We start from the raw sequence: 26744 nt of genomic DNA, 5'->3' as shown, positions 1-26744 counted from the left end.
CCGCTACGAGCGCAAGGCCGACCACTTCCTCGCCTTCACCAGCATCGCCTGCACCCTCATCTGCTACCGCAGACTCACCAAATGAGATGAGCTCTAACTCGCTGACACCGCGCGACCTACCAAACACCCCCGACGGGACAAAACGCTCTTTCACACCGCCTTCTGTGAAGGCGGTGTGGGGAAGCGGTGGTCGAGTCGAATCCCATGCCCTGACCGCGCGAGCGGGATGGCGTCCATGGGCGCTATCACGTGTTGTGCCCGACCTCGGCAGGACGGTCCGAAGACGGGTTCACGAGCCTGACGGACCCTCGTGGAGCCGTACGGTGGCGGCGATTTTTCGCACGGTCGCGTCCGGTACCTCGTCGGTCACGCCCTTGGCCCCGAAGAACGACCAGGAGACCAGGTCGCCTTCGGTGTTCTTGAAGGCGAATGTTAGTGCTTTGCCGTTCGTTGCGCACTTCTTCGTTTTCTCCACGCCTTCGGACCAGGCGGTGCCCAGAGCGCCTTCGATGCCGGAATTCGTGGTGAACGGCTCAACAGCGGCCGACTTCACCTTTGTCTTGTCGGGTTGGGTGTACCGCCCGTACACCCAGGTTTTCGGGTCGGCGGCGGCTGTTTCCTCGGTACTCCGGGCATCGCTGTTGCGCCTGGAGCCCGTCGCGGCCAGCGGTGCGTGCTCCAGATCGCCGTCCCTGTCCTCGTCCGAGCTGCACCACTCTTCCTGGAGGAAGGCGGGGGCGCGCATCGCGATCAGCGGCTTGTCCTCCGGGTCGTTGTTCTCGGAGGCGTACGTGACCCAGTCGGTGGACTCGGGTGCCCACTGCGGCGGGACGTCGAACGCGATTCCCGCGCTCGGGTTCACCACGGTCTTCCAGCCCTCGACCGTGGCGGTTTCGGTGTCCGTGCGCTGAGGGTCACCAGAACTATCCTGGGACGAAACGGACTTGGTGGGCCCCGGGCCCGCTTCGTTGTCCTTGCTGCCGCCGAGCAGGGCGTAACCGGTCACCACCGCAGCGACCACGACGGCTGCTGCTGCCATGACGGCGATGAGCTTGGTACGGTTTCGGCCGCCGCCTGTCGGTGGAGGCGGTGGCATGCCGGCCGGCTGCGTCGGCACGTTCCACGGCTGGAGCTGCTGGTACGGGTTCGCTTGCTGTCCGGCCGGGGGCTGCTGCGGGCTCTGCCCGCCCCCCAGCGGCTGCTCTCCTGACCACATGCGCCGAAACAATACGGCGGTCAGCTCTGACGCCTGGCCGGGGGGTGAGGCTCCCTGCTGCTCGGAAGCAGGCTTATCAGGGCCACCGACCTCTGCATTCATGTCAGCGAATTCCTGGAAAACGCCCGACAAAAGTTCACTGACGCCGCGCTGTACGAATTCCTTGTGTCCGCCTTCGGCCCACTTGGCACTGCTGACGATCTCCGGACAGCCCCGGCTGGTCGATGCGCCACGTCGGCTTCAGCGCGTGTCTGAGGGGAGCGAGGCGACGAACCGTTTCCACGAGCTCCCCCTGAGCATCACGCACCCCGTAGTGACGTATGCCGTGGCGTCGGAACAGGGAATGGCGGAAACAGCCAGCTCGTTCGTGTTCTTGTTGAACACCAGTGAGTCTCCATGGCTGTGGTGGGCGGTTCGATCCCAGTCGGGGCTATGAGCTGGAGCGGGTGAGCGTCACCGCCGTCTCCGTGAGCGCCGACACCTTGAACACGATCCCCGCGAACTCCACCGGATCGCCGACGCGCATGTTCTCATACGCGGCGACCGGGATCGCCGCGCAGTTCGCTGCGATCCCGGCTGTTCCCGCGTCGGTGTCGAGGTACGAAACGGTGAGGGACAGGCCCGTGGGGAAGCGCTGGACTCCACCGTTGCCGACGAGGGACAGCTTTTCGCCCTTGGCCGGGAAACCGGCCGCGGCGGCAGCAAGAACGTCAGGGTTGGTCGTGAAGCACAAGGGAGCGTCCGCGGAACCGCCGACTGCCTCCAGGGACTTGGGTACTGCGGCGAGCGCAGCCTTGTCCGCGGTGGCCTTCGGTTCGAGTACGACGCGGTAGGAGCAGATCTGCCGGACGGTGTAGGCATGGCCGGAGACGGTCACCTGCCCACCGGGCCCGACCGTCCACTGGTGCTGGCCGGACTCGTACCGGTCACCCTCACGCAGGGTCGCCTTGCGTGTCGTGCCGTCGGCCTCTGCCTCGGCATATTGCACGCCTTCACCGCCCGGCAGCCGGAAACCGCCACCGCGCAGGACGTGCAGTCCGTCCTGTGGCGCCTCGCCGACACACACCGGGCCCTTGTCCTCGGCTGCCGCCTGCGTGGTCGCGGTAGCCGTCGTCGGTGTCCCGTCGCCCCCGCTGGAGGACGATCCGCAACCGGCCAGCGCGAGCAGGGTCAGCGCGGAGCCTGCGATGCGGTACCTACTCACCGGCCTGTGCACCGGTTTCCTCCTTCATGTCCTTCACGCCGTCTAGGACACGTTCCAGGACGACGCGGGTCCGGTATTCGAACTTCGCCGCCCGTCAGGCGTCCTCGGTGATCTCCACCATGCGCCTGGGGACCAGCTCGTCGTACTCGGCGATGAGTGGTCCGTCGCGGTTGACCTGGATCCGGCCGTGCGCCGACGGCTGGGTGAAGATTGTTACCACGATCCGGTGCATATGGCCCTCATTCCCGCAGGTGCCGCTCAGCGGGACCGGTGGGGCCTACGAGGAACCCGCACCACGTGATTGCCCATTCTTCGAGGTGGGCGTGAGCTGCGGTAGCCGCGGGGTGGCACGAGATCGGTGCGATCAGCGGATCGTCAACGGTTGATGGCTTGGATTTCTTGAACAGTCACGTCCTGGTCGTTGCCGAATGTGCCGTCGGGGAGGGTGCCGCTCTCCCCGGTGGTGCTCTCCCAGGTGATCTCCCAGGTCACAGTGGCCTGCAACTCATAGGGCTCCCCGCCGGACGCACGTAGATACGTGATTCCGCACGGCGGGTCCTCGTCGGCCTTGCCCTTGGCGTACGGCGCGCCGATGGAACCGTCGTCGTTGATGGCGCACTCACCGGAGGCGGGGAACAGCGTGGCGTCCTTGGTGCCCGGTTCCAGTTTCAAAGAGACGGGTTTAGCCGTGGTGGTCGAGGAGAGGTTCCAGCCGCCGACGTCCAGGGTCGCGGTGACGGACACCTCGTGGAAGTCGGTCTTGTCCAGCCAGGCCCACGTCGGAAGGTTCACTTTGGTGACGTCCTCCGGCCGGAGTGTGACCTCGGTGTCGGGAACCTTGATCTCGTTGTAGGCGAGCTGGGCCAGGGTCTCCGCGTCGATGGCGTTCTCCACGGGCGGTTCGTCACCGTTGTCGACCCAGAAGTCGGCCTCGCCGCAAGCCAGATAGTCGTCACCCTCAAGGCGGTCCCAGTCGTACACGGCGCCCCAGAACATGCCCTCCCCCGACTTGTCCTTGTTGAAGTCCTTGTAGGGCTTTCCGTCGACATAGCGGGCGGTTTCACCGGCGTAAGCCTCACCGGCACCACTGAAGTGCCCCACGTTCCAGCGCTTCTTGAACTCCTTCTCGTACTCCTCAGGAGTCCAGAGCGGTTCGTACCAGCAACCGGGCGGATCGTAGGTACCCACAGGGGCCGGCGTGCCCGTCGACTCGCCCGAGCCGTTTCTGGACGTGTTGAAGGTGACTTGCGAAGTGATCGTCCGGTCTTTGGCGCCGCCGCTCGCGTCGGTCTCACCACCGCGGGAACCTCCGAAGCCGGTGCCCGCGTGCGCCGTGCCGGTTGCCACGAGGGTGCCGACGGACAGCGCCAGAACCAGAACCACCGTCCTGCCCGCCCTCACGGTGTGCACTTTGTGCTCCCACGCTGCGAGTGAGCCTCCGTGGTCACCCAGACACCCATGTCGTTGAGCTTCAAGCGGCTCAGGTAGTACACGTATGAATCGTCCGAGGGCGCGCTGCGATCGACCTTGCCCGTCTTGCGGAACTTGTTGAATGCCTTGCTCTCGTCCGCGCAGAGGGTGACTGCTGCCGTTTTCTTGCCGGACAGGCTGACAGTCGGGGAGTAGTAGCGCGTGGTGCCGGTGATGGTGGCGTCGTGGTCCACGAAGGTCTGCACCCACTTCGCGGCACCGACGAGTGCCTCCCCTTCGTAGTAGAACTCCAGAGCTGCGGAGTCGGGTTCGCCGTCCGTGATGGCCCTGTTGACGGCCGTCATGGACCGGCCGGCATCCGCGAGGACGGCGTCCTTGACCTCGTCCCCCGTTTTCCAGCCCTCGAAGGCTTCCTTGACATCACTGGGAAGCGACAGGTCGGGGCGATCGACGGAATCGGAGGCGCTGGGCGAGGCGGACGTCTTCGTGTCGCCGGTGTCAGCACCGGCGATCTGGTCGTCGTCCTTGGGCTTGTCGCTCCCGCTGCCACAGGCCGTCAACAGGAGGGCTGCGGCAGCGGCGAGCACGGTTGCAAGGGGCAAGGCGCGGCGCTTCAAGAAGGGCTCCCCGTGAGACAAGGTTCAGTCAACGCATAGACGCTATCGAGGGCACCAGGAGACACACCAGGCCGCCCCGGTCTCAGAGTGCATGTACTTGTGAATGTAAGTACGCAGACCGGAGAGGACCTGTGTGCGGGTTGCTTCTGGAGCGTCAGAGTGTCGAAGGGGATCCTCAGAGGTCTCCGCTGTTGTCGCAGGCCGCTTGGCACAGTGCTGCGGTGCCGGCCTGTGCGGCTCATCCCGGTGATGGAGGGCTTGACCAGCGGGGCGGCGCCTGTACTCATTTCGCTTCCGGCTCTCGGTGCGAAGTTGCCCCTTCACCGGCACTTCGTCGCCTTCATCTCGACATACACCTTGGACGCCTGCCACAGGTCCTCACCCGTGGGAACCTTCAACATGATGATTCTGAAGTGGTCGTAGTCCTCGATGCTGGGCTCGGTCTTGAGGACCTTCCCGGTCTTGATCTCCTTGCCATAGAACTTGCTGGAGTCCACGCAGAACGCGACCTCCACTGAGGTGCCGTTCGTGGCGGATCGGGTGGTGGCCTGGTAATGACGCCGAGTGCCGGTGGCGGTCCAACCGCCGTCGACCCTGTCGCCGATCTGCGTCTGCGCGTAGCTCAGCCCTCCGCCCGTGGAGTAGGCGGTCACAGCCGCGACCTTGGACGTGCGCTTGTCGACGCCGTGGTAAATGGCGCGGACGTAGTTCGCCGCATCCTCCATCGCCGCCGCCTCGTTCTTGTCCTTGGGCTCCTCCCAGTCAAAGACCAGGTTCATGTCCTTGGGCAGGGACACGTCCACGCCGTCCGGCTTGTCCTCCGCCGGTGCTCTCAAGGGCGCCGCCGACTTGGTCGGCTTCTCCGTCTTTTGGTCGGCGCCGGCGATCTTGTCGCTGTCGCCGGACTGGTTGTCCCCGCCTCCGCAGGCCGTCAGCATCAAGGTCGCGGCGGCGGCGAACGCGGCGGCAACGGGCAAAGTACGGCGCTTCACAGTGAGCTCCCCGTGAGACAAAGGTTCAGTCAAGAGCGCAGACGCTAGCCATGAGGTTGCTGGTTTCGCCAGAGCGAACTATCCCGGGAGCCAGGGTGTTCCGGTTGTTCGGCGACATTTTCGTGATGAGCTGTGTTCTGATCGTGTCCAGGTGATCGACAGGACCGGACGCCTCGATGCGCTGCCTCCGGAGCCGCAGCTACCCGTGTGCATGATTCCGCCCGTTATGGCGCGGGCACGCGCACGGGGATACGCCAGCGAACAGAGGAGCGGTTCCCCTCAGTCGCCGACCAGGAGCAGGAACAGCCGGGCCGGCCGGCCCGAAACCGCGCCCGCCTTGCCTTGGCCAGCCATGATGCCGGTAGGAGGTGAGCTGCCGTGTCGGTGGTGAGCGAGCTGATCGGGCGGGGTGCCGTACCCGAGGGGTACAAGGTCGAGGTGTTCGACGGCAGGGTGATCATGACGCCACAGAGCCCGGAGCGGGACTGGACCGTTTCCGATGTCAAGGACGCGGTCAAAGCCTCCGGCATCGCGCGGGAGCGTGTCTTCGGTGACGTGCTCATCACGTTCCCCGGGGAGAACGACGCCGCGCCGGATCTGACGATCGTCGACTTCGATGCCGAACGCCGGAAGAACAGCTACTCGTGTCTTGACGTGCTGGCGGTGGTCGAGGTCCCGTCGGAACCGGAGGACGAGAAGGACTACGTCCGGAACGTCCGGAAGTATGGTCGCTTCGGGATCGACTTCTACATGATCGCTGATCCCTTCAAGAAGATGGTCACCTTGATGTCGGAGCCGCACGCCTCGGGATACGGGCGGGTCGCCGAGATCCCGTACGGCGAGCCGGTCGGCTTCACACTGGCCACCGGGGAGCGGGTCGTGATCGACACGGGGACCTTCCCGACGCGCGATGCGGGTGGAGCGTGACGTCGGGCTGGTCCCGGGCCGACGCGGGTAGTTACGACGATGTCGTCAGGGTGAGCCCTCGGACACGAAAGATGTGGCTGAGAGGGCGGGGCCACGTGGCAGTGAGCACATCCGGGGCCAGTGCGGGCGTCCGGCGGCAGGCCCTCGTGCCGGACCGTGTGCGAGGGACGATGCCCGAGCACCCATCGGCCGTTGGACTTGCAGGCCAGGCTCGATCAGCCCGCTTGCGGTGTCGCCGCGAATTCCTCGGCGGCCGGGAGTAGGTCGGTGACCAGTTGCCAGACCTCCTTGGCGGAGGGGCCGAACGGTGATGGCTCGAAGTCGTCAGAAGGTCACTGGAAGATCTCCAGCCAGTTCAGCGACCTGTTGAGGAAGGCGCGAACGGCCCCGCCCCGGGTGAGGTTTCGGGTGTTGACGCCGACCAGCACGGCGGCCAGCGCGAGATCGGTGGCGTCGGCCGGACCGAGGACGGTGAAGGTGGCCTTCTTCCGCGCACCGCTGCCCTGCCGGCCGGTCCGGATCTCCACCCCGTCGCGGACCAGGGCGCGGTCCCGGTGCCGACGGCCGGTCGCGAGATAGCGGTACTCCCGTCCGGCGACCCGCAGACGCAGGGCCCGTCCGGCTCTGGTCTGCGCCCAGCGGTTGCGCTGGATACGGATTCCGGATCCGCCGACGCTGAGCTGTGCCATGTGGAGGGACGGCTTGCGTCCGTAGGCCCAGCCGTCGAAGGAGATGGCGGGGACGGTGTCCCCGCTGACCTCGGTGACATGACGGTCGCCGTGCCGCCTCGCCGGGTAGACCACCTCGATCCGCCCGAACTCACCTGCCGTTCCCCGGTACCCGAACCTCCAGGACAGCCGGTCGCCCGACCGGTCCTCCCAGTGTTCGAGTACGTAGGTGTGCCGCTGCATGGTTCCTTCCCCTCGCGCCGCTCGGCGCGGATGTGCCGTCACCGGCGTCAGTCGAACGGGTTGAGGGCGCTGCCGAGTTTCTTCGCGCCGTCGGATATGGCCTCGCCTGCCTTCTCGGCCTTGTCCTCCTTCCACGCCTTGCCGTGGTCCATGGCCGCCAGGTTGGCGACTCCCCAGGCGGTGGCGCCGGCGGAGCCGACGATGCCGGCGCCGCGGATCCATCCGGCGGCCTTCACCGCGTTGGCGAGACCGCCGCGCTGGGCGACGCGGGGCAGGTTGGCCTCGGTGGAGGTGGGCAGTCAGAAGGGCCCCTTGCGCATGTATCCGGCGAGCATCGCCGCCTCGTCGGAGCCGGCGAGCGCGCTGGTCGGCACCCGGGTCAGCCAGCTCCCGGCTTTGGGAATCCGGGACAGTTTGTCCCAGTGGCCGTTGATCATGCGGGCGGTGAAGGTGCCCGGCACGTTCAGCACCTTGGATGCCTTGAAGTACGAGATGAGCGACTTGCCGCCGAGCAGCGCCGTGGTCGACGACGTGAAGAACGCGGACAGGTTGGCGGCCCCCTCAATCCGAACCGACCTTGACTCCGGCCGAGGCTACCCATCGCCCGCGACAACACGTGAGGCACGTGAGCGACGTGGCGGGAGGAGGTGATCGTGGCGTGGGCAGACGGACCGGAGTCTCGGTTCAACGGTTGACGGCCTGAATTTCTTGGACGGTGACCGCCTGGTCGTTGCCGAACGTGCCGTCGGGCAGGTCGCCGCCCGCGCCGCCGGTGCCGGTCCAGGCGATCTCCCAGGTGATGGTGGCCTGGAGGTTGTAGGTTCCGTCGCCGGAGGAGCGGAGGTAGGTGATTCCGCAGGGTGGAGTCCGGTCGGCCTTGCCCTTGGCGTAGGGCTCGCCGATGGAGCCGTCGGCGTTGATGGTGCACTCGCCCGAGGCGGGGTAGGTCTCGGCGTCGTCGGTGCCCGGCTCCAGTTTGAGGGAGACCGGCTTGGCGGTCGTCGTGGCCTGGAGGGCGAAGCCGGGGGCGGCGATGGACGCCGTGGCCTGGACCTCGTCGAAGACGGCCTTGTCGAGCCAGGCCCAGGTCGGCAGGTTCACCTTGGTGGTTCCCTCGGGCTTGAGGCTGACCTCGGTGTCGGGCAACTGCATGTGCTGGTAGGCGAGGGCGGCGAGTATCTCCGGGGTGATGGCCTCCTCGTACTGGGGCGGCGGGGCCTCGCCGTTGTCGACCCAGAAGGGCAGGTCGGTGCAGGAACTCCGCTTGAGGAGGTCGGGTTCGTCCGGGTTCTCGACGGCGGCCCAGAACATCCCCTCGCCGTCCTTCTCGACGTTGTAGTCCTTGTAGCCGGGGGTGTCGGTCCAGCCGTAGTCGTCCTCGTAGTGGCGCTGCAACTCGCTGAGCGCCGCGCCCGCGTGGCCACCCATGCCGGGTGCGCTCATCTGGCTCTCGATGTCCTTGGACATCTTCTTCTTGAAGTCCTTGGCGCCGAGGTACGGGGCGTACCAGCAGGGCGGTGGCGTCCAGTTGACGTCGGAGGACGTCACGTTCCCGGTGCCGCCGTTCTTGGCGACGGAGCCGGAGTACTGAATGCGGGCGGCGGCGTAGATGCCGGTGTCGTTGCTGCCGCCCGACTGCTCGGTGGTGGCTCCCTTGTCGGAGCCCACCGGTTTTGCCGCGTACGCGGCTTCTGGGAGAACAATGGTGCTGAGGACCAGCGACAGCATCGCGGTGCCGATGAATGTGCGAAGTGATCCCCTCACTGGCACTTCGCCGCCTTCGTCTCGACGAACACCTTGGACGCCTGCCACAGGCCGGTGCCGGTGGGGTACTTGACCATAATGATCTTGTAGTGGTCGAAGTCCTCGATGCTGGGCTCGGTCTTGAGGACCTTGTCGGTCTTGATCTCCTTGCCGTAGAACTTTCCGGCGTCCGCGCAGAATGCCACCTCCACCGACTTGCCGTTCGCGGCGGACCGAGTGGTGGCGTCGTAGTGGCGCAGTGTGCCGGTGGCGGTCCAGCCGCCGTCGATCCAGGCGTTGATCTGCGTTTCTGCGTACTTCAGCCCGTCACCGGTGGCATACGCTGCGACGGACGCGTCCTTGGACGTACGTTTGTCGACGCCCCGGTAGATGGCCCGGAAGAAGTTTGCGGCGTCGTCCATGGCGGCCGCCTCGTTCTTGTCCTTCGGCTTCTCCCAGTCGAAGACCAGGTTCATGTCCGCGGGCAGGGACACGTCCACGCCGTCCGGCTTGTCCTCCGCCGGTGCTCCCGAGGGCTCCGCCGACTTGGTCGGCTTCTCCGTCTTTTGGTCGGCGCCGGTGATCTTGTCGCTGTCACCGGACTTGTCGTCCCCGCCTCCGCAGGCCGTCAGCATCAAGGTCGCGGCGGCGGCGAACGCGGCGGCAACGGGCAAAGTACGACGCTTCACAGTGGGCTCCCCGTGGGACGAGACGTTTCCAGTGCGGTGACGATATCGGTGGGGTTCTCGGTTTCACCAACGCGAACTGTCCAATGAGCGGACCGAAATGACAGTCGCCGGGTGCCTGGACGGGGCGTACGGCGGAGAGCCGCTCCGTCTACGCTGCGGTCGTGGTCTTCATCTCGCACCGCGCTCTCCAGGGCAGCCGTGGGCACCGGTTGGCCGTCGGCGTCATGCTCTTCCTCTTCTGGGTCTTCCTGGCCGTCGGACTCACCGCCGCGGCGGTCGCGAGCCGGGTCGGGTGGCCGGCCCGGCTGGGGTTCGGTGCCGGAGCCGTCTCCGCGTATCTGCTCGTGTGGTGGAGCGCCCGGTTCTGGTGGTCGGCCTTCTGCCAGGGGCGGCGTGAGGAAGCGGTGGCCGAGCCGGACGCCTGGCCCTGGCTGTTTCCCCCGGTGGTCGGCGGTGTCGCCCTCGCTGTCTCCGGAGCGGGGATGCTGAGTCGCGGGGACGGCAGTGGGTGGTTCGGGCTGGGGTTCGGCCTGGTGCTCGGTGGTCCTTCCCTCACGATGATGGTCCTGCAGGTGGGGGAGTGGTTCTCCGGGCAATCGCGCCGCGACCCGGTCGTGCCCGCCCGGCCCGTCGAGCCGCCACGACCGCGACGGGACTGGGGGCCGATCGGGAGGTGAGCCCGGGTGCGAGGACGGCCTCCGCGGCTCTCCGCGGTCAGGCCGCGTGGTCCTCGAAGCGGAATTCGGGGCTGGTGCGCGGGTCGATGCGGGCTCCGGCCTCGAGCGCTGTGGCCAGGCGCTCGATCAGCTCAAGAGTGGGGTCGACGGCGCTTTCCTCGATGGCTTCGATGTCCTCTTCGGGGAGCGCCGCACGTCGGGCCAGCTCCGCTGTTGTCCAGCCGAGGGCCGAGCGCCGGTCGTAGACCGCTTGGGCGAAGTCCATGCGGCGGCCTGCGGCACGGTACGCGGGGCCCTCACGGTGTTCCGGCGGGACCTTCCAGCTGGTGTGGTATCCGCTGCTCATCAGGCCTCCTCGTCCCTGCTGTAAACGTCGTGCTCACCGGCCGGTGCGTGTTCCGCCTCGCATTCCTTCCTTGCTCGCTGCGCACGCACGGTTTCGTCCCGCTCCCGCATCCTGGTCTTGCGGAAGACCGTGAGGAGGATCGCGCGGCGTTCCCGAGCAAACCAGTAGGTGACGCGCACCGGCCCGATGCGTAGCTCTCGTAGGCCGTCGCCGAGGTGGCCGGCGAGAGGGAAGGGCAACGCGGGGCCGTCGGTGGCGAGCCGGTCCGCGAAGCGTTCGACGGCTCGGTAGTCCGCATGCGAGAGGGTTTCCAGCCAGGCGCGCACCTCCGGCTCCACTTCGATGATGCAGAGGCCCGGGGCCGGTGGTTCCGACATGACCGTTCCGTTCGTGGCGTGGGTTCGTGGACACGTACGGCGTCCACGCAATCGGGTGACCGTCGACCTGAGGGCCGGATTACCCGACAATCACCCGATCAGGGATCAGTCGACCGTCCCCGCCTTCCGTGCGTTCACCACGAGCCGCGTGAGTCCGTTGGAGCAGAGGTGACTGCAGGCCGTCCGAAGCCCCGTCGATGTGTCAGCTCAGCTTTTTGTTCTGCGCCTTCACCACCGCCGGCGGCAGTTTCGCGTCGCTGGGCCTGCTCTGGGCGATGGAGAAGCCGTTGACCGAGGAGTAGACGGCGACTGACGTGGTGCGGTTCAAATGGAGGGCTCCTCAGGGTGTTTGTGTGGTGTTGTCCCGTGCGTCCCGTCGTCACCGGTCCGGGCGGAGTTCATGGCATGACCGTCCGGCGTCCTCGTGAGTGAATCGTGCAGGGCTCATGTGCGGTGCGTAAGGGGCCGTATGTCATGCGTGTTCGGCCGGGTGGGCCGGCGGTTCGCTCGAGCACAGGTGGTGGGCCGGTCCCAACTGGGTTGTTCAACAGTGAAATTGCAGATGGGTAACGGTGTGCGGAGTGAGGTCCGTGAGGTGGGCTCCGCCTTGAGGGGCTTATGTGTGGCTGATACGGTGCGATGGCTTGACACTCACCACAGCGTTGGCTATTTGCCCTGGTCGGGCAGGTAGGTCCGACCCGTCGTGCATGTCCGTGCGCGAGTGGACGTGGGTGAAGTGTCGGGAATCTCAGGGAACGTGGCAGACATCGTCTTGGGTGTACGGGGAGCGGTTGCGTGAAGATCCAAGAGCGTACGGGGGCGGGCGCCGGCCGTTCCGCGGCACCGGCCGGGCCGGCGGTCGGTGACCGGCTTCCCACTCCGCCCCGCGAGCGCAAACCGGCGTTGGCCGCGCTGGCGGTGCTGCTGATCCTGGTCGGTGCGCTCGGTGCCACGATGCTCGTGCTGCAGGCCGGGGACCGGATCGAGGTCGTGAAGATCACCCAGGAGATCCCGGCCGGGCAGAAGGTCACCGATGCCAACACCACGTCGGTCATGGTCGCCGAGGACCCGAACATCCACTACGTGGAATGGAATCAGCTCGACGCCCTGAAGAAGCTCAAGGCCGTCAGCACGATCCCGGGCGGCGTCGTCGCCGTCGGTGAGATGTTCGGCGACGAGGCCAAGGTCCCCGAGGGCAAGGCCCTCGTCGGGCTCTCCCTCAAGAAGGGGCAGTACCCGGCCGATCTGGAGAACGGTGACACCGTCGCCGCCTACCGCGTCGGCGGTACCTCCGGCTCCGGCTCCGACTCCGACGCCGGCAACGGTTCCTCCGGCTCCGCCGGCGGTGGCAACGCCCTGATCGTGGACGAGGCGCGGGTGAACTCCGTACCGGCAGAGCAGAGCGGCGACCTCGTCAGCAGCACCGACAAGCCCGTGACGGTGCTCGTCGACAGCGCCGACGCCGCGGCGCTCACCCAGGCCGCCTCCAACGGCGAGGTGGCTCTCGTCCTCGTTCCTGGCAACTAGAAGGCGGCACCCGACCCATGGCCCTCATCGCCCTCGCCGCCGACAAGGGTTCCCCCGGCGTCACCACCGCGGCCGTCGCTCTCGCGGCGGTCTGGCCGCGGAGGGTGCTGCTCGCCGAGACCGACCCGGCGGGCGGTGACCTCGTGTACCGCAGTGCCGCCGCGCACGGCGGGCCGCTGAACCCGAACACCGGGATGCTGTCCATCGCCGCGACCGCGCGGCGCGGGCTGGTGCCCGACCAACTCTGGGACCATGTGCAGCCGTTGAGCGGTGGGCTCGATGTGCTCGTCGGGCTCGGGATCGCCGAGCAGGCCGCCGGGCTCGCCGGGCTGTGGCCGACGCTCGGGCACGCCTTCGCCTCGCTCGGCGACTCCCCGCACGCGCCCGCCGACGTCATCGCCGACTGCGGGCGGATCAGCGGGGACACCCCGGCCGTGGAGCTGTTCCCGCACGCCTCCCTCGTCCTGCTCGTCTCGCGTACCGAGCCGGAGGCGCTCGCCCGCGTACGGGACCGGGCCGCCGCTCTCGCCAACAAGTTGCACGGCGGGCCGCGCGGTGCCGCGAACCTCGGCAACCCGGTGATCGGCGTCGTCCTCGTCGCCGACACGGGCAACGCGGCCAAGCTCGCGTCCCAGGTCAACGACATGCTCGTGCACGCGCAGACCGGTGCCCGGGTGGTCGGCACCCTCGCCGACGACCCGGCCGGTGCCGAGCAGTTGGCCGGGCGCAGGCGCGGCCGGCTCGACAAGTCGCTGCTGATCCGTTCGGCGCGCAAGGTGACGGCCGACGTGTACCAGCAGTACGGCGCCGCGTGGGCGGCCCAGGCCCAGGCGCAGGCCCAGGTCCAGCAGCCGCCCCAGGCGCACGGGGCCGGGCGATGACCGCTGTCGACCATCAGCTGGTCAAGCGGTTCCGTCAGGAAGCCGGTGACCGGATCGCCGAGCAGCGCCGCCTCGACCAGGTGGGCGGCGTCACGCCGATGTCCACCGAGGACGAGCGGCAGTACGCCCGTGCCGTCATCGCCCAGATACTGGAGGAGTACGCCCGCGCGGAGATCAACGCGGGCCGTACCCCGCCGGACGCCGAGACCGAGGAGCAGTACGCGGCCGCCGTGCACGCCGCGCTGTTCGGGGTCGGGCGGCTCCAGCCGCTGCTGGACGACCCCGAGGTCGAGAACATCGACATCAACGGCTGCGACCAGGTGTTCGTCGGCTACTCGGACGGGCGCGAGGTGCGCGGTGACGCCGTCGCCGAGACCGACGAGGAGCTCATCGAGCTGATCCAGGTGCTGGGCGCGTACTCCGGTCTGTCGTCCCGGCCCTTCGACTCCGCCAATCCCCAGCTCGACCTGCGGCTGCCGGACGGTTCGCGTCTGTCGGCCGTCATGGACGTGACGCGACGGCCCGCGCTGTCCATCCGGCGTGCGCGCATGGGCAAGGTGTTCATCTCCGACCTCGTCGGCAACGGGACGCTCACCCCCGAGCTGGGCCACTTCCTCGCCTGCGCCGTCCGGGCCCGCAAGAACATCATGATCGCGGGCGCGACCAACGCCGGCAAGACGACCCTCCTGCGCGCCCTCGCCAACGAGATCGCGCCGCAGGAGCGGCTCATCACCGTCGAGCGGGCGCTGGAGCTCGGGCTCGACACCTTCCCCGACCTCCACCCCAACGTCGTGGCGTTCGAGGAGCGGCTGCCCAACTCCGAGGGACAGGGCTCCATTTCCATGGCGGAGCTGGTGCGCCGGTCGCTGCGCATGAACCCCTCCCGCGTCATCGTCGGTGAGGTGCTCGGCGACGAGATCGTGACCATGCTGAACGCGATGTCCCAGGGCAACGACGGTTCGCTGTCCACGATCCACGCCAACAGTTCCAGCGAGGTCTTCAACCGTATTTCCACCTACGCGCTGCAGGCGACGGAACGGCTGCCCATCGAGGCCAGCCAGATGCTGATCGCGGGCGCGGTGAACTTCGTCGTGTTCATCCAGCGGCGCAACGACTACCAGAGCGGCGGCCGCCTCCAGCGCATGGTCACCTCCGTGCGCGAGGTCAACGGCGTCGACGGACGCGTGCTGTCCAGCGAGGTGTTCGCTCAGGCCCCCGACGGGCGGGTCACCGCGCACGCCCCCATAGCCTGCCTGGAGGAACTGATGGCCCACGGCTACCGGCCCAGCGGAACGTGGGGGTGAGCCGGTGATGCGTACGACCACCGAACTCGCCGCGCTCGACTCGCTCGGCGCCATGGGCGGGTTGTTCTCCACCACCGTGCTGTACGCCCTCGGGTGCGGCGTCGCCGTCGGCGGCGGACTCGCCCTGCTCGCCGTCGCCGTACGCGGACTGCCCGCCAAGCCCGAGCACGAGAGGCAGAAGGCGAGCGAGCGGGCGAACGAGCTGGTCCGGTTCGCCGGCCGGCGCGGCTCCCTCGCCGCGCTCGTCGGCCTCGCCGTGCTGCTGCTGACCCGCTGGACGGTCGCCGGCATCGCCGCCGCCGTCCTCGTCTTCTTCTGGGACCGCCTCTTCGGCGGGGCCGGGGAGGAGAAGGCCGCGATGCGGCGCGTGGAGGCGCTGGCCTCCTGGACCGAGTCGCTGCGTGACACCATCGCCGGCGCGGTGGGCCTGGAGCAGGCCATCCCGGCGTCCGCGCGGGCCGCCGCGCCCGTGCTGCGCCCGCACCTCGACGCGCTCGTCGACCGGCTGCGCTCCCGCACCCCGCTGCCCGAGGCGCTCCAGCAGCTCGCCGACGAGATCGACGACGCCTCCGCCGACATCATCGTCGCCGCCCTCATCCTCAACGCCCGGCTGCGCGGACCCGGTCTGCGGCAGGTGCTGGGCGCGCTCGCCAAGTCGGCGCGCGAGGAGGTCGACATGCGGCAGCGCGTGATGGCGCAGCGGGCGTCGACCCGGCGCTCGGTGCAGATCGTCGTCGCCGTGTCGATCGCGTTCGTGCTCGGACTGTCCATCTTCAACCGGGATTTCGTCGAGCCGTACGGTACGGCGGTCGGACAGCTCGTACTGGCCTGTGTCTGCGGCCTGTTCGCGCTCGGCTTCTGGTGGCTGCGCAAGCTGTCCACCATCGAGACGCCCGAACGGTTCCTGGTGCGTGACGAGTCGGCGGTGCGGTTCGTGCGTCCGCGTACGCCCGCTGCCGTGCCGGGTCAGCAGCAGGCGCCGCTCCAGCCGGAAGAGGGGGTACGCCGGTGAGTGACGAACTGACGATGCCGGTCGTCGTCGGCGCGGTCCTCGGACTGGGCGTCTACGTCCTGGTCCGCGCGCTGATGCCGACCAAGCGCAGTGCGCTCTCCCAGGTCGCCCGGATCGACGCGATGCGGGCGCGCGGTACGGCGTACGAGTCGGCCCGGACGACGGAGCGGGACACCGGCCGTTTCGGCTCGCTGCGGGCCGAAGTGGGCGCGCGGGTCGCCGAGTTGTATCTGCAGCAGGGGTGGGAGCAGCGTTCGTTGCGCGCGGACCTCGCCGTGCTGGAGCGCAGCTGGGAGAAGTTCCTGGCGACCAAGGTGCTGCTGGCGGTCGCGGGTCTGTTCTTCGGGCCGTTCCTCTTCGCCATCGTCTGGACGCTCGCCCTCGCCGACAGCCCGATCATCCCGGTCTGGCTGGCCCTGCTGTGTGCCGCGCTGTTCTTCTTCCTGCCCGACCTGGAGGTACGCCGGGACGCCGCCGAGAAGCGGCGCGATCTGCGCCGGGTGATCGGCGCGTACCTGGACCTGGTGTCGATGAGCCTGGCCGGCGGGCGGGGCCTGCCGGAGGCGCTGATGGCGGCGGCCGAGGTGTCCGACGGCTGGGCGACGCAGCGCATCCGCAACGCCCTCGCCGACGCCCGCATCACCGGCATCAGTCAGTGGCAGGCGCTGGGACAGCTCGGGGAGGAGCTGGGTGTGGAGGAGCTCAAGGACCTCTCCGCGTCGCTGGCGCTGGTCGCGGACGACGGCGCCAAGGTGCGCGAGTCCCTCGCCTCCCGCGCCGAGACCATGCGGCACCGCGAACTCGCCGAGATCGAGGGCAGCGCGGGTGAGAAGTCCCAGTCGATGCTCGTGGCACAGCTCCTGCTGTGCGCGGGGTTCCTCGTGTTCCTGATCTTCCCGGCGGCGATGCGGGTGTTCCAGGTGTGAGAACCGCGACCCCTGAGCCGTACGTCAGAACTTCCGTGAACCGAATTCGAGAGGACAACGCGTCATGAACGGACGTACCTTCCACACCGGCATCCCTGCCGTGGACTTCCTGGTCACCTTCATGCGGGCCCGCGTGGAGCGCGCCCGCTCCGGCGAACTGGACCGCGGCGCCTCCGCGGTGGAGTGGGTCATCATCTCGGCGGTCGTCGTGGCGATCGTCGGTGTGGTGGCCGCCATCATCAACACCGCGCTGAGCGACGGCGCCAACAAGGTCGGCGACTGCATCAAGGGCGCCAACGCGAGCGGCACCTGCTGACGGCCGTCACTTCTCCCACGGGGATGTCGGTGCGCGTACGCCGCTGGGTACGCCGACGGGTGGAGGCCGCCTCCGCCCGCGGCGATTCCGGCATGACCGCGATCGAGTTCGTGTTCCTCACGCCCGTCCTGTTCTTCATGATCTTCGCGACGGTGCAGTTCGCGCTGTACTTCTTCGCCGATCACGTCGCCCAGGCGGCGGCGCAGGCGGGTGCGCGCAAGGCGCGTGCGACGGCGGACGCCCAGCCGGGCGGCTGGCGGGGCGAGGCACGGGGCGTGGTGGACAGCTACATCCAGCAGCTCGGCCCGCAGCTGGTGCTGGGCCCCGACGTGAAGATGCTCCAGCCGGAGCAGAACACGGTGGGCGTGGAGATCACGGCGCGCATCCCGACGGTGTTCCCGGGCCTGGATCTGACGGTGCACGCGCAGTCGGTGGGGCCGGTGGAGCGGTTCGTGCAGGAGGGGGAGAACTAGATGGGGTTCCCCCTGGGGGACGGGCGGCGGAGAGAAGCGGACGACCGTGGGCTGTCCACGGTCGAGGTGGTCATCCTCGCACCGGTGATGATCATGTTCATTCTCGTCCTGGTGGCGTTCGGACAACTGGTCGACGGACGTGGCGCGCTGGACGGTGCGGCGCGGGACGCGGCCCGTGCGGGCTCGATCCAGAAGGACCACGGTACGGCGATGGCTCAGGCACGTGCGGTGGCGGAGGCGAACCTCGCGGACGTCTGCTCCGGTCCGGTGAGCGTCGTACAGACCAGCCAGGGCTTCGAGCCGGACACCATCTTCACGGTCGAGGTGAGCTGCGAGGTGCGGGGCCTCGCCATGCTGGGCCTGGACATCCCGACGACCCTGAGCGCGAGCTTCAGCTCACCGCTGGACCCGTACCGGAGGACGGCGTGAGAGCGGCGCGCGCACGTATGCGGAGCTGGCTGTCGGACCGCCGTACGCGGCTGGACGACCGCGGCTCGGGCGCCGGCGCGGTCATCATCTTCGCGCTGGTGTTCCTGTCCCTGGCGGCCTTCGTCATCGACGGCGGGATGTCCATCTCCAAGCGGGAGCGCGCGGCGGACATCGCGGAACAGGCGGCCCGCTACGCCGCCCAGGACATCGACCGCGAGGCGCTGTACGACGACGTGGGCGGCCCGGCGCCGATCAACTACGAGAACTGTGACGCCCGGGTGAAGGCGTTCGCCCGCGAGATGGACATGTCCGGTGCGGACATCGCGGCGACCCGCTGCGTGGCGGCGACCGTGGACGCGGTGGAGGTCGAGGTGCAGCTGACGTACGCGCCGGTCTTCACGGGTGTGTTCTACGGCGGGGACGTGGTGGTGCGCGGGCAGGCGGTCGCGGAGAACGAGGTCGGCTGAGGCCGCGGCCGGCGCCGCCGCCAAACCTCCCGCGGACCTGCACACCGTTCACCGCGGGGCCGCACGGAAAAGGGACGGAGCGCGCGGATCGGCCCGGGCGCGGGGAGCGTGCCACCGGAAGCCCTCCGTGACCGGTGGGTAACGTGAAGGTACGGGCCTTTTCCATGACCGCATTCCCACATTCATGGATTCGACGGCGCGGCGGGGGTGTGCGTCGGTCGTGCGCCGCTGGTCGGCCGTTCCACGGCGTGCTTGGATCAGTGCGCGGCTCCCCGATCCCATTGTTCCGGATTCCCCCACCCCGGATTTCGGGCGTGCCTTTCCGCTCCCGTTCGTCGAAACAGAAGGGAAAGACCTGTCATGAACTTCGTCCCCCAGGTCGAAACTGCCGAGATCTCCGACGCGGACCTGGACAACGTCTCCGGTGGGCAGTCCGTCTCCGCCGGCATCGACGCCGGTGTGGCCGTCGTCGCGGACCACGGGTCCTTCGGCGTCGGCGTGTACGCCGAGACGGGCCCGCTCTGCGTCTCCGCCGGTCTCGGCGCCTCGGTGGCCCACGAGGGCGCCGTGCGCACCACGATGCTCTGAGTACCGCTTCCGACGTGAGCCGGGGCCCGGTCTGTTCGCAGACCGGGCCCCGGCTCATTTGTCTCCGAGCCCGTCCCTGCTGCCTGACTTGAGGGATTCGACGAACGTGTGGAAAGCGGGGGTCGGGAAGGAGAGGGGGCCGTGGGTGGGGTGTTTGGAGTCGCGTATGGCGATTCGGGTGTGCAGCGGTGCGATCTCCACGCAGGTGTTGCCGTCGCCGCCGCCGGAGAAGGAGGACTTCCGCCAGTGCAAGGGCTCGGTCATGGCTCGTCTCACAGTTCCTTCGACAAGTGGTGGATGAGCTCCAGCGAAGCCGCGGGGTCCAGCGACGCCCTCTCCACTTTACGGAACAGTGTTCGAAGTTGGTTGAGTTGAGGTTCTGCGTCGATGAAGGCGGTACCGGTAGGGAAGTCCCGCAGCACGGTGTCCAGTTGGGGCACGGGACCGCATGCGTGCATCATCGAGGCGTCGGTACCGGCGAAACCGTCCTGGTCGGTGGGAATGACGCGTACGGTCGCGTGACCGTCCTCGATCTGCGTCAGGATCCGGCGGAGCTGCGCCTGGGCCACCCGACGGTCGGCCACGCGGACCCGGAGGGCGAACTCATGAACGATCGTTTCGTACGGTGTCGGGTTGTCGCCCTCGATCACGGCGCGCCGTCGCATCCGGTGTTCCACGCGAGGCACCAGTTCGCTCTCGGGTAGGCCCGGCATCATGTAGGTGTACACCGCGCGGGCGTAGTCAGGGGTCTGAAGCAACCCGGGAACGTGCGTGATCACGATTTCGCGCAGGGCCGTGGCGTGGTGCTCGACCTCGGCGGTGTCCAGGAACACCGGGGGCAGTACACCCCGGTACTCCTCCCACCATCCGCGCGTGCGGTCGGTGGCCATCGCGACGAGTGCGTCGATCAACCCTTCGTTCGTGCAGGCGTAGTGCGCCGCGAGGCGACGTACGCGCTTTTCGCTCACACCCGCGACACCGGACTCGATCTGGCTCATCTGTACGGAGTCGGCGCCGAGCAGCTCCGCGACCTCTTTCGACTTCATGCCCATCGCCTCGCGCAGTTTGCGCAGCTCGGCGCCCAATCGCACCCTGCGGGCCGTGAGGTGTCTCTTCGGTGGCAACTCATGCCTCCTGGTCCCAAGTGCCTGGCCCACGTACCTCGTTCGAGGGTCAGAATACGGCAGGCGCTTGCAAGTTCCTAAAGTTAGGAAATACCGTCGGTGACGTGCCGTACACGGTGCGGAACTGTCCGGTGCCGGAAGTGCACCGCTTCGTCACGCCTTGACGGAGCGGCGGTGCCACCGGTCGACATCCTCTTCTTTGAGCGGAGTTCACGCATGCCCGAAAGCGAGCCCATCGACTCGGCGACCTCCTGGGAGTACACCCTGTCCATCCCCAACGACCCACGTGCCGTGACCATCTGCCGCCGCACACTGCGGCTGATCCTCACGATGCACGGCCTGATCGGCCTCGTCGACACCGCCGAACTGCTGGCGACGGAGCTGGTCGCCAACTCCGTACGGCACACGAAGGGGCCGGCGGCGCTGCGCGTGCGCTGGGCGGACGGTGTGCTGCGGATCGGCGCGTGGGACACGGACCCGGAACCGCCCGAGCCGCCGGTGTGCTGGGAGCGGCTCGCCGAGGCGGAGGAGGGGCGGGGGCTCGCTCTGGTGCGGGCCTGCGCGGACCTCTGGGGCTGGCAGCCCCACGCGCGGGACGGCAGCCGAGGCAAGTACGTGTGGTGTGACCTCGCGGCGGCCTGACACGTTGATCACACAGGCCGGGAAGAGGGTCGGGAAGAGGGCCGGATCGAGGATCGTGCCGTGATGACGCTGCGCATCCTGGAGTGGCGGGGAATTCCCGTGCCCGACGTCGTACGGGAGCGGGTCCAGGCCTGTACCGACCTCGATCAGCTCGAACTCCGGGCCCAGCGGGCCGTTCACGCCACCCGGGCCGAAGACCTGTTCAGCGGTTGAGCGACCGGTCCTGTGGTGCCGTCGGGGAAGTTGCGGCGGGAGGAGGCCTTCGACTGGGGCCGTTCGAGTCAATAAGATCCCCGTAGGCTCAGCAGACCCTCCTCCCACACGACCCCAGGACACCCGCCATGCCGCGACGCCGCAGTCCCAGCCCGTCCAGCTCGACGGCTCCGAGGAACCGGACGCCGCAGCCGGTGCGGGTGCGGCGACGGTCGTTCGGGGACTTCGTCAAGGCGTTCCTCGCCTTCGTGGCGCTGGTCGCGCTGCTCGTCGGGGTGCCGTTCGCGCTGGCCGTGACCGCCGGCTGGCCACTGCCGGGCACGTTCGAGCCGATGGAGTGGCTCAAGCAGGACATCTCCGTCCAGACCTTCCTCTCCATCCTGACCTTCGTCGTCTGGCTCGCCTGGGCGCAGTTCACCGCGTGTGTGCTCGTCGAGATGAAGGCCGCGCTGTCGGGGGTCGGGGTGCCGGGGCGGATGCCCGGGGCCGGGCCCAGTCAGCTGCTCGCCCGGCAGCTCGTCGCCGCCGTGCTGCTCGTCGGCGCGACCGCCGCCAGCTTCACTCCGGGGATCGGCCAGCTCGGGCAGAGTCTGGAGGGGAACCAGCGGCCCGCCGTGGCCGCCGCCCAGCAGACCCCCGGGTTCTTCGCCCAGCAGCAGGAGCAGGCGGCCGGTACCGCCGCCGCGCTCACCGAGCAGGCGTCGCACGCCGAAGCCGCCGCGAGCAGTGGTGCCAAGCAGCGGGGCGACACGAAGTTCTACCGGATCCAGCCGCCCGAGGGACGTCACCACGACTCCCTGTGGGAGATCGCCGAACGGCACCTCGGCGACGGGCGCCGGTACAAGGAGATCTTCGAGCTCAACAAGGACCGCACCCAGCCCGACGGTTCCAAGCTGTCCGAGGCCAGTCTGATCCGGCCCGGCTGGATCATGGAGATGCCCGGCGACGCGCGCGGCGGCGACCTCGTCGAGATGCCGGACGAGGCACCCGAGGTCTCGCCCGAGGTGCGGCAGCAGATCCGTGACTACGACAGGACCGGGGAGCACGCGCAGGACGGTGGTGGCAGCGGCGGCGGTGCCGCCCATGTCTCCGTTCCCGAGCAGCGGCCCGCCCCCGCCCCCGCGAACGACGACGCCGGTCACCGGCAGCACGCCACCCCCGCCCAGGACTCCTCCTCCTTCGGCCTCCCCGAAGCCCTCCTCGCCGCGCCCCTCCTCGCCGCCGGTCTCCTCGGCGCGCTCGGGCACCGGCGCCGCCAGGCGCTGTGGCAGTCGGCGTTCGGCGGCATCGGCGGGCGGCGCGGGATGGAGCCGCCCACGCCGACCGGGGACGCCCTGGACGTCCAGGACGCGCTGCTGGTCGGCGCCGACCCCGAGGGCGTACGGCTGCTCGACCGGTCGCTGCGCGGGCTCGCCGCGTCCCTCGCCGCCGAGTCCCGCCCGCTGCCCACCGTCTACGCGGCCTGGCTCACAGGCGGCGACCTGCACCTCCAGCTCGCCCAGCCGTCCGGGAAGCCGCCGGCGCCCTGGCAGCCCGGACAGGACCAGACGTTCTGGACGCTCGCCAAGGACGACGCCGCACGGTACGAGGACGTCGACACCGCCGCCCCCTACCCCGGCCTCGTCAGCCTCGGCACCATGGACGACTCCCGGCTGCTGCTCAACCTGGAGTCCGTCCCCGGCATCGTCTCGCTGAGCGGCGCCGAGGCCGACCGGGCCGCCGTGTTCGCCTCCGTCGCCGCCGAGCTGGCCACCAACGGCTGGTCGGACCGGATGACCATCACCCTCGTCGGATTCGGCGAGGACCTCACCCCGCTCGCGCCCAGCCGGCTGCGCCACCTCGACGGCATCGAGGCGCTGATCGAGACCATGGAGGCCGAGACACGGCAGCGGCGCGGCGCGCTGGGCGCGGCCGGGCACGACTCCGTGCTCACCGGACGCACCGGCCCGGCCCAGCACACCCGTTGGGCCCCGCACCTCGTACTGCTCGCCGCCGAGCCGTCCGCCGAGGACGCCGTCACGCTCGCCGAACTCGCCGCCGACGCGAGCCGCCTCGGCATCGGCTACCTCGTCGGCACCGGCAGCGGCGAACTGCCGGGCGCCGCCTGGGAGATGGAGATCACCGGCGACGGCAGGCTGCTCGCCCCCCTCCTCGGTCTCGAACTCGACGCCCAGTTGCTGCCCGCGGCCCAACAGCGCGCGGTCGCCGAGCTGTTCTCCGACGCCGACCCCGAGCGCGGACCCGACGGACCCGGTGACACCCCGCCGTTCCTCGTCGACATCAGCGAGCAGGGGCGGCCCGCCGTCTACGCGCGCCTGGTCGGACCGTACGAGATCATCGGCCTGGACACCCCCGACGGCGAGCGCAGCGCCCTGCTCCACGAGGCGCTCGCGCTGCTGCTCCTGCACCGCGAGGGCGTCCACCCGCGCGTGCTGTCGTCCGCGCTGTGGCCGCGCGGCGTCACCGACGACGTGCGCGAGGCGCTGATCGAGCGGCTGCGCGCCTGGCTCGGCACCGACCCCGACGGCACCCCCCGCCTCGGCACGGACTCCACCGGACGGCTCACCCTCGCCAAGTCCGTCGTCTCCGACCTGGACGTGCTGCGGTCGCTGTACCACGAGGCCACCCAGGGCAGGGGCGTCGACAGCCGGGCCGTACGCGGCCGGCTGCTCACCGACGCACTGGTGCTGGTGCGCGGTCCGCTCCTCGCCGACCGGCCCGAGGGCCGCTACCGCTGGCTCACCCACGAGATCGTCGACGCCCAGCTCCCGCTGCTCGTCGCGGACACCGGACTCGCGCTCTCCGAGTTCCACCTGGAGAAGAACCGCGCGGAGAAGGCCATCGAGGCGCTGAACGCCGCGCTGCGCACCGCCCCGGCCGACGAGCGGCTGTGGAACGAGCTGCTGCGCGCCACCCACGCCCTCGACGACCCCGCACGGCTCACCGCCCTCGCCGCCGACCTCGTCGGCCGCGCCGGCGCCCGCGGGCTGCCGCCGCGCACCGAGGCGCTGCTCGACGAACTGCTGCCCACCTGGCGCGACACGGTCGCGGCGGCCGGATGACCGAGCATCTCGACGCCCTGCTGACCGTCGCCGCCGCGCTGTGGGGCGCGGTGGCCGGTGCGGTGCTGCCCCGCGCGGCCTACCGGTTCTCCGTCCCGTCGGGGGAGGAGTGGCGGACGGCCTGCCCGGCGGGGCACCCGGTCGGCGGCTGGCTCGGGCGGGCCCGGTGCGGGCCGTGCGCGGGACCGCCGTACGGACCCGGCACCGCTCCCGCCGTCGTCACCGCCCTCGTCTGCGCCGCCCTCGCCGCCACCACCGGCACCCGGCCCGAGCTGTTCGTCTGGCTGCTGCTCGCGCCCGTCGGCGTGCTGCTGGCGGTGGTCGACTTCCGGGTGCGGCGGCTGCCCGACCCGCTCACCCTCCCCTTCGCCGGGGCCGCCCTCGTCCTGCTCGGCCTGGCCGCCCTCGCCCCCGAGCACGCGGGGGAGTGGACCACCGCCCTGCTGGGCGCGCTCGCGCTGGGCGCCGGCTACTTCGTGCTGTTCCTCGTCAACCCGGGCGGCATGGGCTTCGGCGACGTGAAGCTCGCCCTCGGCGCGGGCGCCGTCCTCGGCTGGTACGGCTGGCCGACCGTGATGCTCGGCACCCTCGCCGGGTTCGTGTTCGGGGCGCTGTACGGGGGTGCCCTCGTCGTCGCCCGGAAGGCGGGACGCAAAACCGCGATCCCGTTCGGTCCCTTCCTGATCAGCGGGGCCTTCGCGGGGCTGCTGATCGGCGCGTACGCGGCCTGACGTCAACCGGCACAACCGGCTGACGTACGCTGGATCGGTCCGTCCACAACGCTTCCGAAAGGGACGCCGGTGACCGAGAAGGCCGACCTTCAGACCGTCCTCGACCGTGCCGCCGCCGGTGGGCGGATCACCCCCGAGGAGGCCCTCGACCTCTACCGCGACGCTCCGCTGCACGCGCTGGGCGCCGCCGCCGACGCCGTGCGCAGGCGCCGGTACGCCGGTACGGAGCACATCGCGACGTACATCATCGAGCGGAACATCAACTACACGAACGTGTGCGTCACGGCGTGCAAGTTCTGCGCCTTCTACGCGGCCCCCAAGGACACCGCCAAGGGCTGGACCCGCGACCTCGACGACATCCTGCGCCGGTGCGCGGAGACCGTCGAGCTCGGCGGCACGCAGATCATGTTCCAGGGCGGGCACCACCCTGACTACGGCGTCGAGTACTACGAGAAGCACTTCGCCGCCATCAAGAAGGAGTTCCCGCAGCTCGTCATCCACAGCCTGGGGGCGAGCGAGGTCGAGCACATGGCGCGGATCTCGGGCGTGAGCGTCGACGAGGCGATCACCCGGATCCACGCGGCCGGCCTCGACTCCTTCGCCGGCGCGGGCGCCGAGCTGCTCCCCGCCCGCCCCCGCAAGGCCATCGCGCCGCTCAAGGAGTCCGGCGAACGCTGGCTGGAGATCATGGAGATCGCGCACAACCTCGGCGTCGAGTCCACGTCCACCATGCTGATGGGGACCGGCGAGACCAACGCCGAGCGGATCGAGCACCTGCGCATGATCCGTGACGTGCAGGACCGCACGGGCGGCTTCCGCGCGTTCATCCCGTACACCTACCAGCCCGAGAACAACCACCTGAAGGGCCGCACCCAGGCGACCCTCTTCGAGTACCTGCGCATGATCGCCATCGCTCGGATCTTCCTGGACAACGTGGCGCACATCCAGGGCTCCTGGCTGACCACCGGCAAGGAGGTCGGCCAGCTCTCCCTGCACTACGGCGCGGACGACCTCGGCTCCATCATGCTGGAGGAGAACGTCGTCTCCTCCGCCGGCGCCAAGCACCGCTCCAACCGGCTGGAGATCATCGACCTGATCCGCAAGGCGGGTCGGGTCCCGGCCCAGCGGTCGACGACGTACGAGCACCTCGTCGTCCACGACGACCCGGCGAACGACCCCGTCGACGACCGCGTGGTCTCCCACATCTCCTCCACCGCCATCGAGGGCGGCACGGCCCACCCGGAGCTGAAGCTCCTGGCCTCCAACTGACGTCCCCGTGCTGACCCTTCACACCGCCGACGCCTCGCCCGAGGCCTCCGTCCTGGTCGACGGCGCGCACATCGCCGCCGTCGGCCCGTACGAGCGGTTGGCCGCCGGTCATCCGGACGCCCGGCTGCGGCGGTGGCCCGGCATCCTGACGCCCGGTCTGCTCAACCCCTACGGTCCGGAACTGCTGGAGCAGGCGTACCACCCCGACCCGCGCGAGGCGGACCGGCTCGGTACCGAGCCGGTGTTCGGGGAGCGCGCACGGACGCTCCTGGCCGCCGGACCGTCCGCGCGGGGCGCCAGCGCACGCCGCGGAGTACAGCGCATGCTGGCGCACGGAACGGTCGCGGTCGCCGGTGAGCTGCGCGGCCGCGAGGCCCTGGACGCGGTGCGCAGGGCCGGGCTCGCCCTGGCGGGGCGTCCGCCCGCACTGCCGGGGCCCGCGGCGCTCTCCCCGGTCCCTCTCGTGCTGCTGCCGGGCCTCGGCGCCGGGAAACCCGCGCGGTTCGCGGTGTTCGACGTGCCCGACCGGGACGCCCTCGTGCGGGACGGCGCGTCCACGTGCGTGGCCACCGTCGTGGGCGGCCGCCTGGTGTACCGGCGGCGCTGACCCGTGGTGACGCCGGCTCCGTGGTGACGCCGGCTCCGTAGGG

General features: G+C 69.5%; 33 protein-coding genes and 1 pseudogene. 18 read left to right on the top strand and 16 right to left on the bottom strand.

What is annotated here, in order from left to right; all coding sequences use genetic code 11:
* Positions 1-289 precede the first annotated feature (289 nt).
* From ACF1DX_RS08720 to ACF1DX_RS08695, 6 genes are all read right to left on the bottom strand, one after another.
* Positions 290-1216, bottom strand: coding sequence for a hypothetical protein (locus ACF1DX_RS08720; RefSeq protein WP_391790483.1), 927 nt, complete (start codon positions 1214-1216; stop codon positions 290-292).
* 430 nt (positions 1217-1646) lie between these two features.
* Complete coding sequence (locus ACF1DX_RS08715; RefSeq protein WP_391790441.1) at positions 1647-2432, bottom strand: hypothetical protein; 786 nt, start codon at positions 2430-2432, stop codon at positions 1647-1649.
* An 82-nt stretch (positions 2433-2514) separates the two neighbouring features.
* Positions 2515-2640: a hypothetical protein gene (locus ACF1DX_RS08710; RefSeq protein WP_391790440.1), complete on the bottom strand. Its 126-nt coding sequence runs from the start codon at positions 2638-2640 to the stop codon at positions 2515-2517.
* Between the two features lie 155 nt (positions 2641-2795).
* Complete coding sequence (locus ACF1DX_RS08705; RefSeq protein WP_391790439.1) at positions 2796-3767, bottom strand: hypothetical protein; 972 nt, start codon at positions 3765-3767, stop codon at positions 2796-2798.
* A 50-nt stretch (positions 3768-3817) separates the two neighbouring features.
* The gene (locus tag ACF1DX_RS08700) at positions 3818-4468 is read right to left on the bottom strand and encodes a hypothetical protein (RefSeq protein ID WP_391790438.1); all 651 of its coding nucleotides are present in this window, start codon (positions 4466-4468) and stop codon (positions 3818-3820) included.
* Positions 4469-4788: 320 nt separating this feature from the next.
* Complete coding sequence (locus tag ACF1DX_RS08695; RefSeq protein WP_391790437.1) at positions 4789-5460, bottom strand: hypothetical protein; 672 nt, start codon at positions 5458-5460, stop codon at positions 4789-4791.
* A 378-nt stretch (positions 5461-5838) separates the two neighbouring features.
* Here ACF1DX_RS08695 and ACF1DX_RS08690 point away from each other — a divergent pair, with 378 nt between their 5' ends.
* Entirely contained in the window at positions 5839-6387 is a 549-nt protein-coding gene (locus tag ACF1DX_RS08690; protein ID WP_391790436.1) for a Uma2 family endonuclease, read from the top strand.
* A 332-nt stretch (positions 6388-6719) separates the two neighbouring features.
* Here the strand turns inward: ACF1DX_RS08690 and ACF1DX_RS08685 are convergent, their stop codons facing one another.
* From ACF1DX_RS08685 to ACF1DX_RS08665, 5 genes are all read right to left on the bottom strand, one after another.
* Positions 6720-7298: a hypothetical protein gene (locus tag ACF1DX_RS08685; protein WP_391790435.1), complete on the bottom strand. Its 579-nt coding sequence runs from the start codon at positions 7296-7298 to the stop codon at positions 6720-6722.
* Positions 7299-7345: 47 nt separating this feature from the next.
* On the bottom strand, positions 7346-7534 hold the full coding sequence (locus ACF1DX_RS08680) for a hypothetical protein (protein ID WP_391790434.1): 189 nt from the start codon (positions 7532-7534) through the stop codon (positions 7346-7348).
* 63 nt (positions 7535-7597) lie between these two features.
* Positions 7598-7759 carry a hypothetical protein gene (locus tag ACF1DX_RS08675; protein WP_391790433.1) on the bottom strand — a complete coding sequence of 54 codons (162 nt, stop codon included), beginning with the start codon at positions 7757-7759 and terminating at the stop codon, positions 7598-7600.
* Positions 7760-7982: 223 nt separating this feature from the next.
* The gene (locus tag ACF1DX_RS08670; protein WP_391790432.1) at positions 7983-9062 is read right to left on the bottom strand and encodes a hypothetical protein; all 1080 of its coding nucleotides are present in this window, start codon (positions 9060-9062) and stop codon (positions 7983-7985) included.
* Positions 9059-9730 (bottom strand): hypothetical protein, encoded by a 672-nt coding sequence (locus tag ACF1DX_RS08665; RefSeq protein ID WP_391790431.1) that lies wholly within the window; start codon positions 9728-9730, stop codon positions 9059-9061. Before ACF1DX_RS08665 ends, ACF1DX_RS08670 begins: the two co-directional genes overlap by 4 nt.
* A 161-nt stretch (positions 9731-9891) precedes the next feature.
* Between ACF1DX_RS08665 and ACF1DX_RS08660 the strand changes: the two genes are divergently transcribed.
* Positions 9892-10407 (top strand): hypothetical protein, encoded by a 516-nt coding sequence (locus ACF1DX_RS08660; RefSeq protein ID WP_391790430.1) that lies wholly within the window; start codon positions 9892-9894, stop codon positions 10405-10407.
* Positions 10408-10444: 37 nt separating this feature from the next.
* Here the strand turns inward: ACF1DX_RS08660 and ACF1DX_RS08655 are convergent, their stop codons facing one another.
* The 3 genes from ACF1DX_RS08655 to ACF1DX_RS08645 all read right to left on the bottom strand — a co-directional run bounded on the left by ACF1DX_RS08655 (position 10445) and on the right by ACF1DX_RS08645 (position 11458).
* Positions 10445-10753 (bottom strand): helix-turn-helix domain-containing protein, encoded by a 309-nt coding sequence (locus tag ACF1DX_RS08655; protein ID WP_391790429.1) that lies wholly within the window; start codon positions 10751-10753, stop codon positions 10445-10447.
* The gene (locus ACF1DX_RS08650; RefSeq protein ID WP_391790428.1) at positions 10753-11130 is read right to left on the bottom strand and encodes a type II toxin-antitoxin system RelE/ParE family toxin; all 378 of its coding nucleotides are present in this window, start codon (positions 11128-11130) and stop codon (positions 10753-10755) included. Before ACF1DX_RS08650 ends, ACF1DX_RS08655 begins: the two co-directional genes overlap by 1 nt.
* Positions 11131-11332: 202 nt before the next feature.
* A complete protein-coding gene (locus tag ACF1DX_RS08645; protein WP_391790427.1) occupies positions 11333-11458 on the bottom strand; it encodes a hypothetical protein in 126 nt (41 codons plus the stop codon).
* Between the two features lie 467 nt (positions 11459-11925).
* Between ACF1DX_RS08645 and ACF1DX_RS08640 the strand changes: the two genes are divergently transcribed.
* From ACF1DX_RS08640 to ACF1DX_RS08595, 10 genes are all read left to right on the top strand, one after another.
* Positions 11926-12657, top strand: coding sequence for a hypothetical protein (locus tag ACF1DX_RS08640; RefSeq protein WP_391790426.1), 732 nt, complete (start codon positions 11926-11928; stop codon positions 12655-12657).
* Between the two features lie 17 nt (positions 12658-12674).
* A complete protein-coding gene (locus tag ACF1DX_RS08635; protein ID WP_391790425.1) occupies positions 12675-13538 on the top strand; it encodes a hypothetical protein in 864 nt (287 codons plus the stop codon).
* Positions 13535-14842 (top strand): CpaF family protein, encoded by a 1308-nt coding sequence (locus ACF1DX_RS08630; RefSeq protein WP_391790424.1) that lies wholly within the window; start codon positions 13535-13537, stop codon positions 14840-14842. The genes ACF1DX_RS08635 and ACF1DX_RS08630 overlap by 4 nt, the downstream gene beginning before the upstream one ends.
* 7 nt (positions 14843-14849) lie before the next feature.
* A complete protein-coding gene (locus tag ACF1DX_RS08625) occupies positions 14850-15854 on the top strand; it encodes a type II secretion system F family protein (RefSeq protein WP_391790423.1) in 1005 nt (334 codons plus the stop codon).
* 14 nt (positions 15855-15868) lie between these two features.
* Positions 15869-16780: a type II secretion system F family protein gene (locus ACF1DX_RS08620; RefSeq protein WP_391790482.1), complete on the top strand. Its 912-nt coding sequence runs from the start codon at positions 15869-15871 to the stop codon at positions 16778-16780.
* Between the two features lie 64 nt (positions 16781-16844).
* The gene (locus ACF1DX_RS08615) at positions 16845-17096 is read left to right on the top strand and encodes a hypothetical protein (RefSeq protein ID WP_391790422.1); all 252 of its coding nucleotides are present in this window, start codon (positions 16845-16847) and stop codon (positions 17094-17096) included.
* 23 nt (positions 17097-17119) lie between these two features.
* Positions 17120-17569, top strand: coding sequence for a TadE family protein (locus tag ACF1DX_RS08610; RefSeq protein WP_391790421.1), 450 nt, complete (start codon positions 17120-17122; stop codon positions 17567-17569).
* Positions 17570-17998, top strand: coding sequence for a TadE/TadG family type IV pilus assembly protein (locus ACF1DX_RS08605; RefSeq protein ID WP_391790420.1), 429 nt, complete (start codon positions 17570-17572; stop codon positions 17996-17998). It begins immediately after the preceding gene.
* 17 nt (positions 17999-18015) lie between these two features.
* Entirely contained in the window at positions 18016-18465 is a 450-nt protein-coding gene (locus ACF1DX_RS08600) for a pilus assembly protein TadG-related protein (RefSeq protein WP_391790481.1), read from the top strand.
* Between the two features lie 360 nt (positions 18466-18825).
* The gene (locus tag ACF1DX_RS08595) at positions 18826-19053 is read left to right on the top strand and encodes a hypothetical protein (protein ID WP_391790419.1); all 228 of its coding nucleotides are present in this window, start codon (positions 18826-18828) and stop codon (positions 19051-19053) included.
* 54 nt (positions 19054-19107) lie between these two features.
* Here ACF1DX_RS08595 and ACF1DX_RS08590 read toward each other — a convergent pair whose 3' ends face one another.
* On the bottom strand, positions 19108-19317 hold the full coding sequence (locus ACF1DX_RS08590; RefSeq protein WP_391790418.1) for a DUF397 domain-containing protein: 210 nt from the start codon (positions 19315-19317) through the stop codon (positions 19108-19110).
* Between the two features lie 8 nt (positions 19318-19325).
* Positions 19326-20177 carry a helix-turn-helix domain-containing protein gene (locus tag ACF1DX_RS08585; protein WP_391790480.1) on the bottom strand — a complete coding sequence of 284 codons (852 nt, stop codon included), beginning with the start codon at positions 20175-20177 and terminating at the stop codon, positions 19326-19328.
* 216 nt (positions 20178-20393) lie between these two features.
* Between ACF1DX_RS08585 and ACF1DX_RS08580 the strand changes: the two genes are divergently transcribed.
* The 6 genes and pseudogenes from ACF1DX_RS08580 to ACF1DX_RS08555 all read left to right on the top strand — a co-directional run bounded on the left by ACF1DX_RS08580 (position 20394) and on the right by ACF1DX_RS08555 (position 26701).
* A complete protein-coding gene (locus ACF1DX_RS08580) occupies positions 20394-20819 on the top strand; it encodes an ATP-binding protein (RefSeq protein ID WP_391790417.1) in 426 nt (141 codons plus the stop codon).
* A 15-nt stretch (positions 20820-20834) separates the two neighbouring features.
* Positions 20835-21032 (top strand): annotated as a pseudogene (locus ACF1DX_RS08575) (hypothetical protein); the annotation flags it as partial.
* Between the two features lie 128 nt (positions 21033-21160).
* Positions 21161-24094: a BTAD domain-containing putative transcriptional regulator gene (locus ACF1DX_RS08570; RefSeq protein ID WP_391790416.1), complete on the top strand. Its 2934-nt coding sequence runs from the start codon at positions 21161-21163 to the stop codon at positions 24092-24094.
* Positions 24091-24825: a prepilin peptidase gene (locus tag ACF1DX_RS08565; protein ID WP_391790415.1), complete on the top strand. Its 735-nt coding sequence runs from the start codon at positions 24091-24093 to the stop codon at positions 24823-24825. The genes ACF1DX_RS08570 and ACF1DX_RS08565 overlap by 4 nt, the downstream gene beginning before the upstream one ends.
* 69 nt (positions 24826-24894) lie before the next feature.
* Entirely contained in the window at positions 24895-26094 is a 1200-nt protein-coding gene (gene mqnC / locus ACF1DX_RS08560; protein ID WP_391790414.1) for a cyclic dehypoxanthinyl futalosine synthase, read from the top strand.
* Between the two features lie 7 nt (positions 26095-26101).
* A complete protein-coding gene (locus ACF1DX_RS08555; RefSeq protein WP_391790413.1) occupies positions 26102-26701 on the top strand; it encodes a hypothetical protein in 600 nt (199 codons plus the stop codon).
* The last annotated feature ends 43 nt before the right edge of the window (positions 26702-26744 follow it).

The sequence above is a fragment of the Streptomyces sp. NPDC014676 genome (assembly GCF_043084105.1).
In the GTDB taxonomy this organism is placed as follows: Bacteria; Actinomycetota; Actinomycetes; order Streptomycetales; family Streptomycetaceae; genus Streptomyces.
This window is presented reverse-complemented; position numbering and strand designations above follow the sequence as displayed.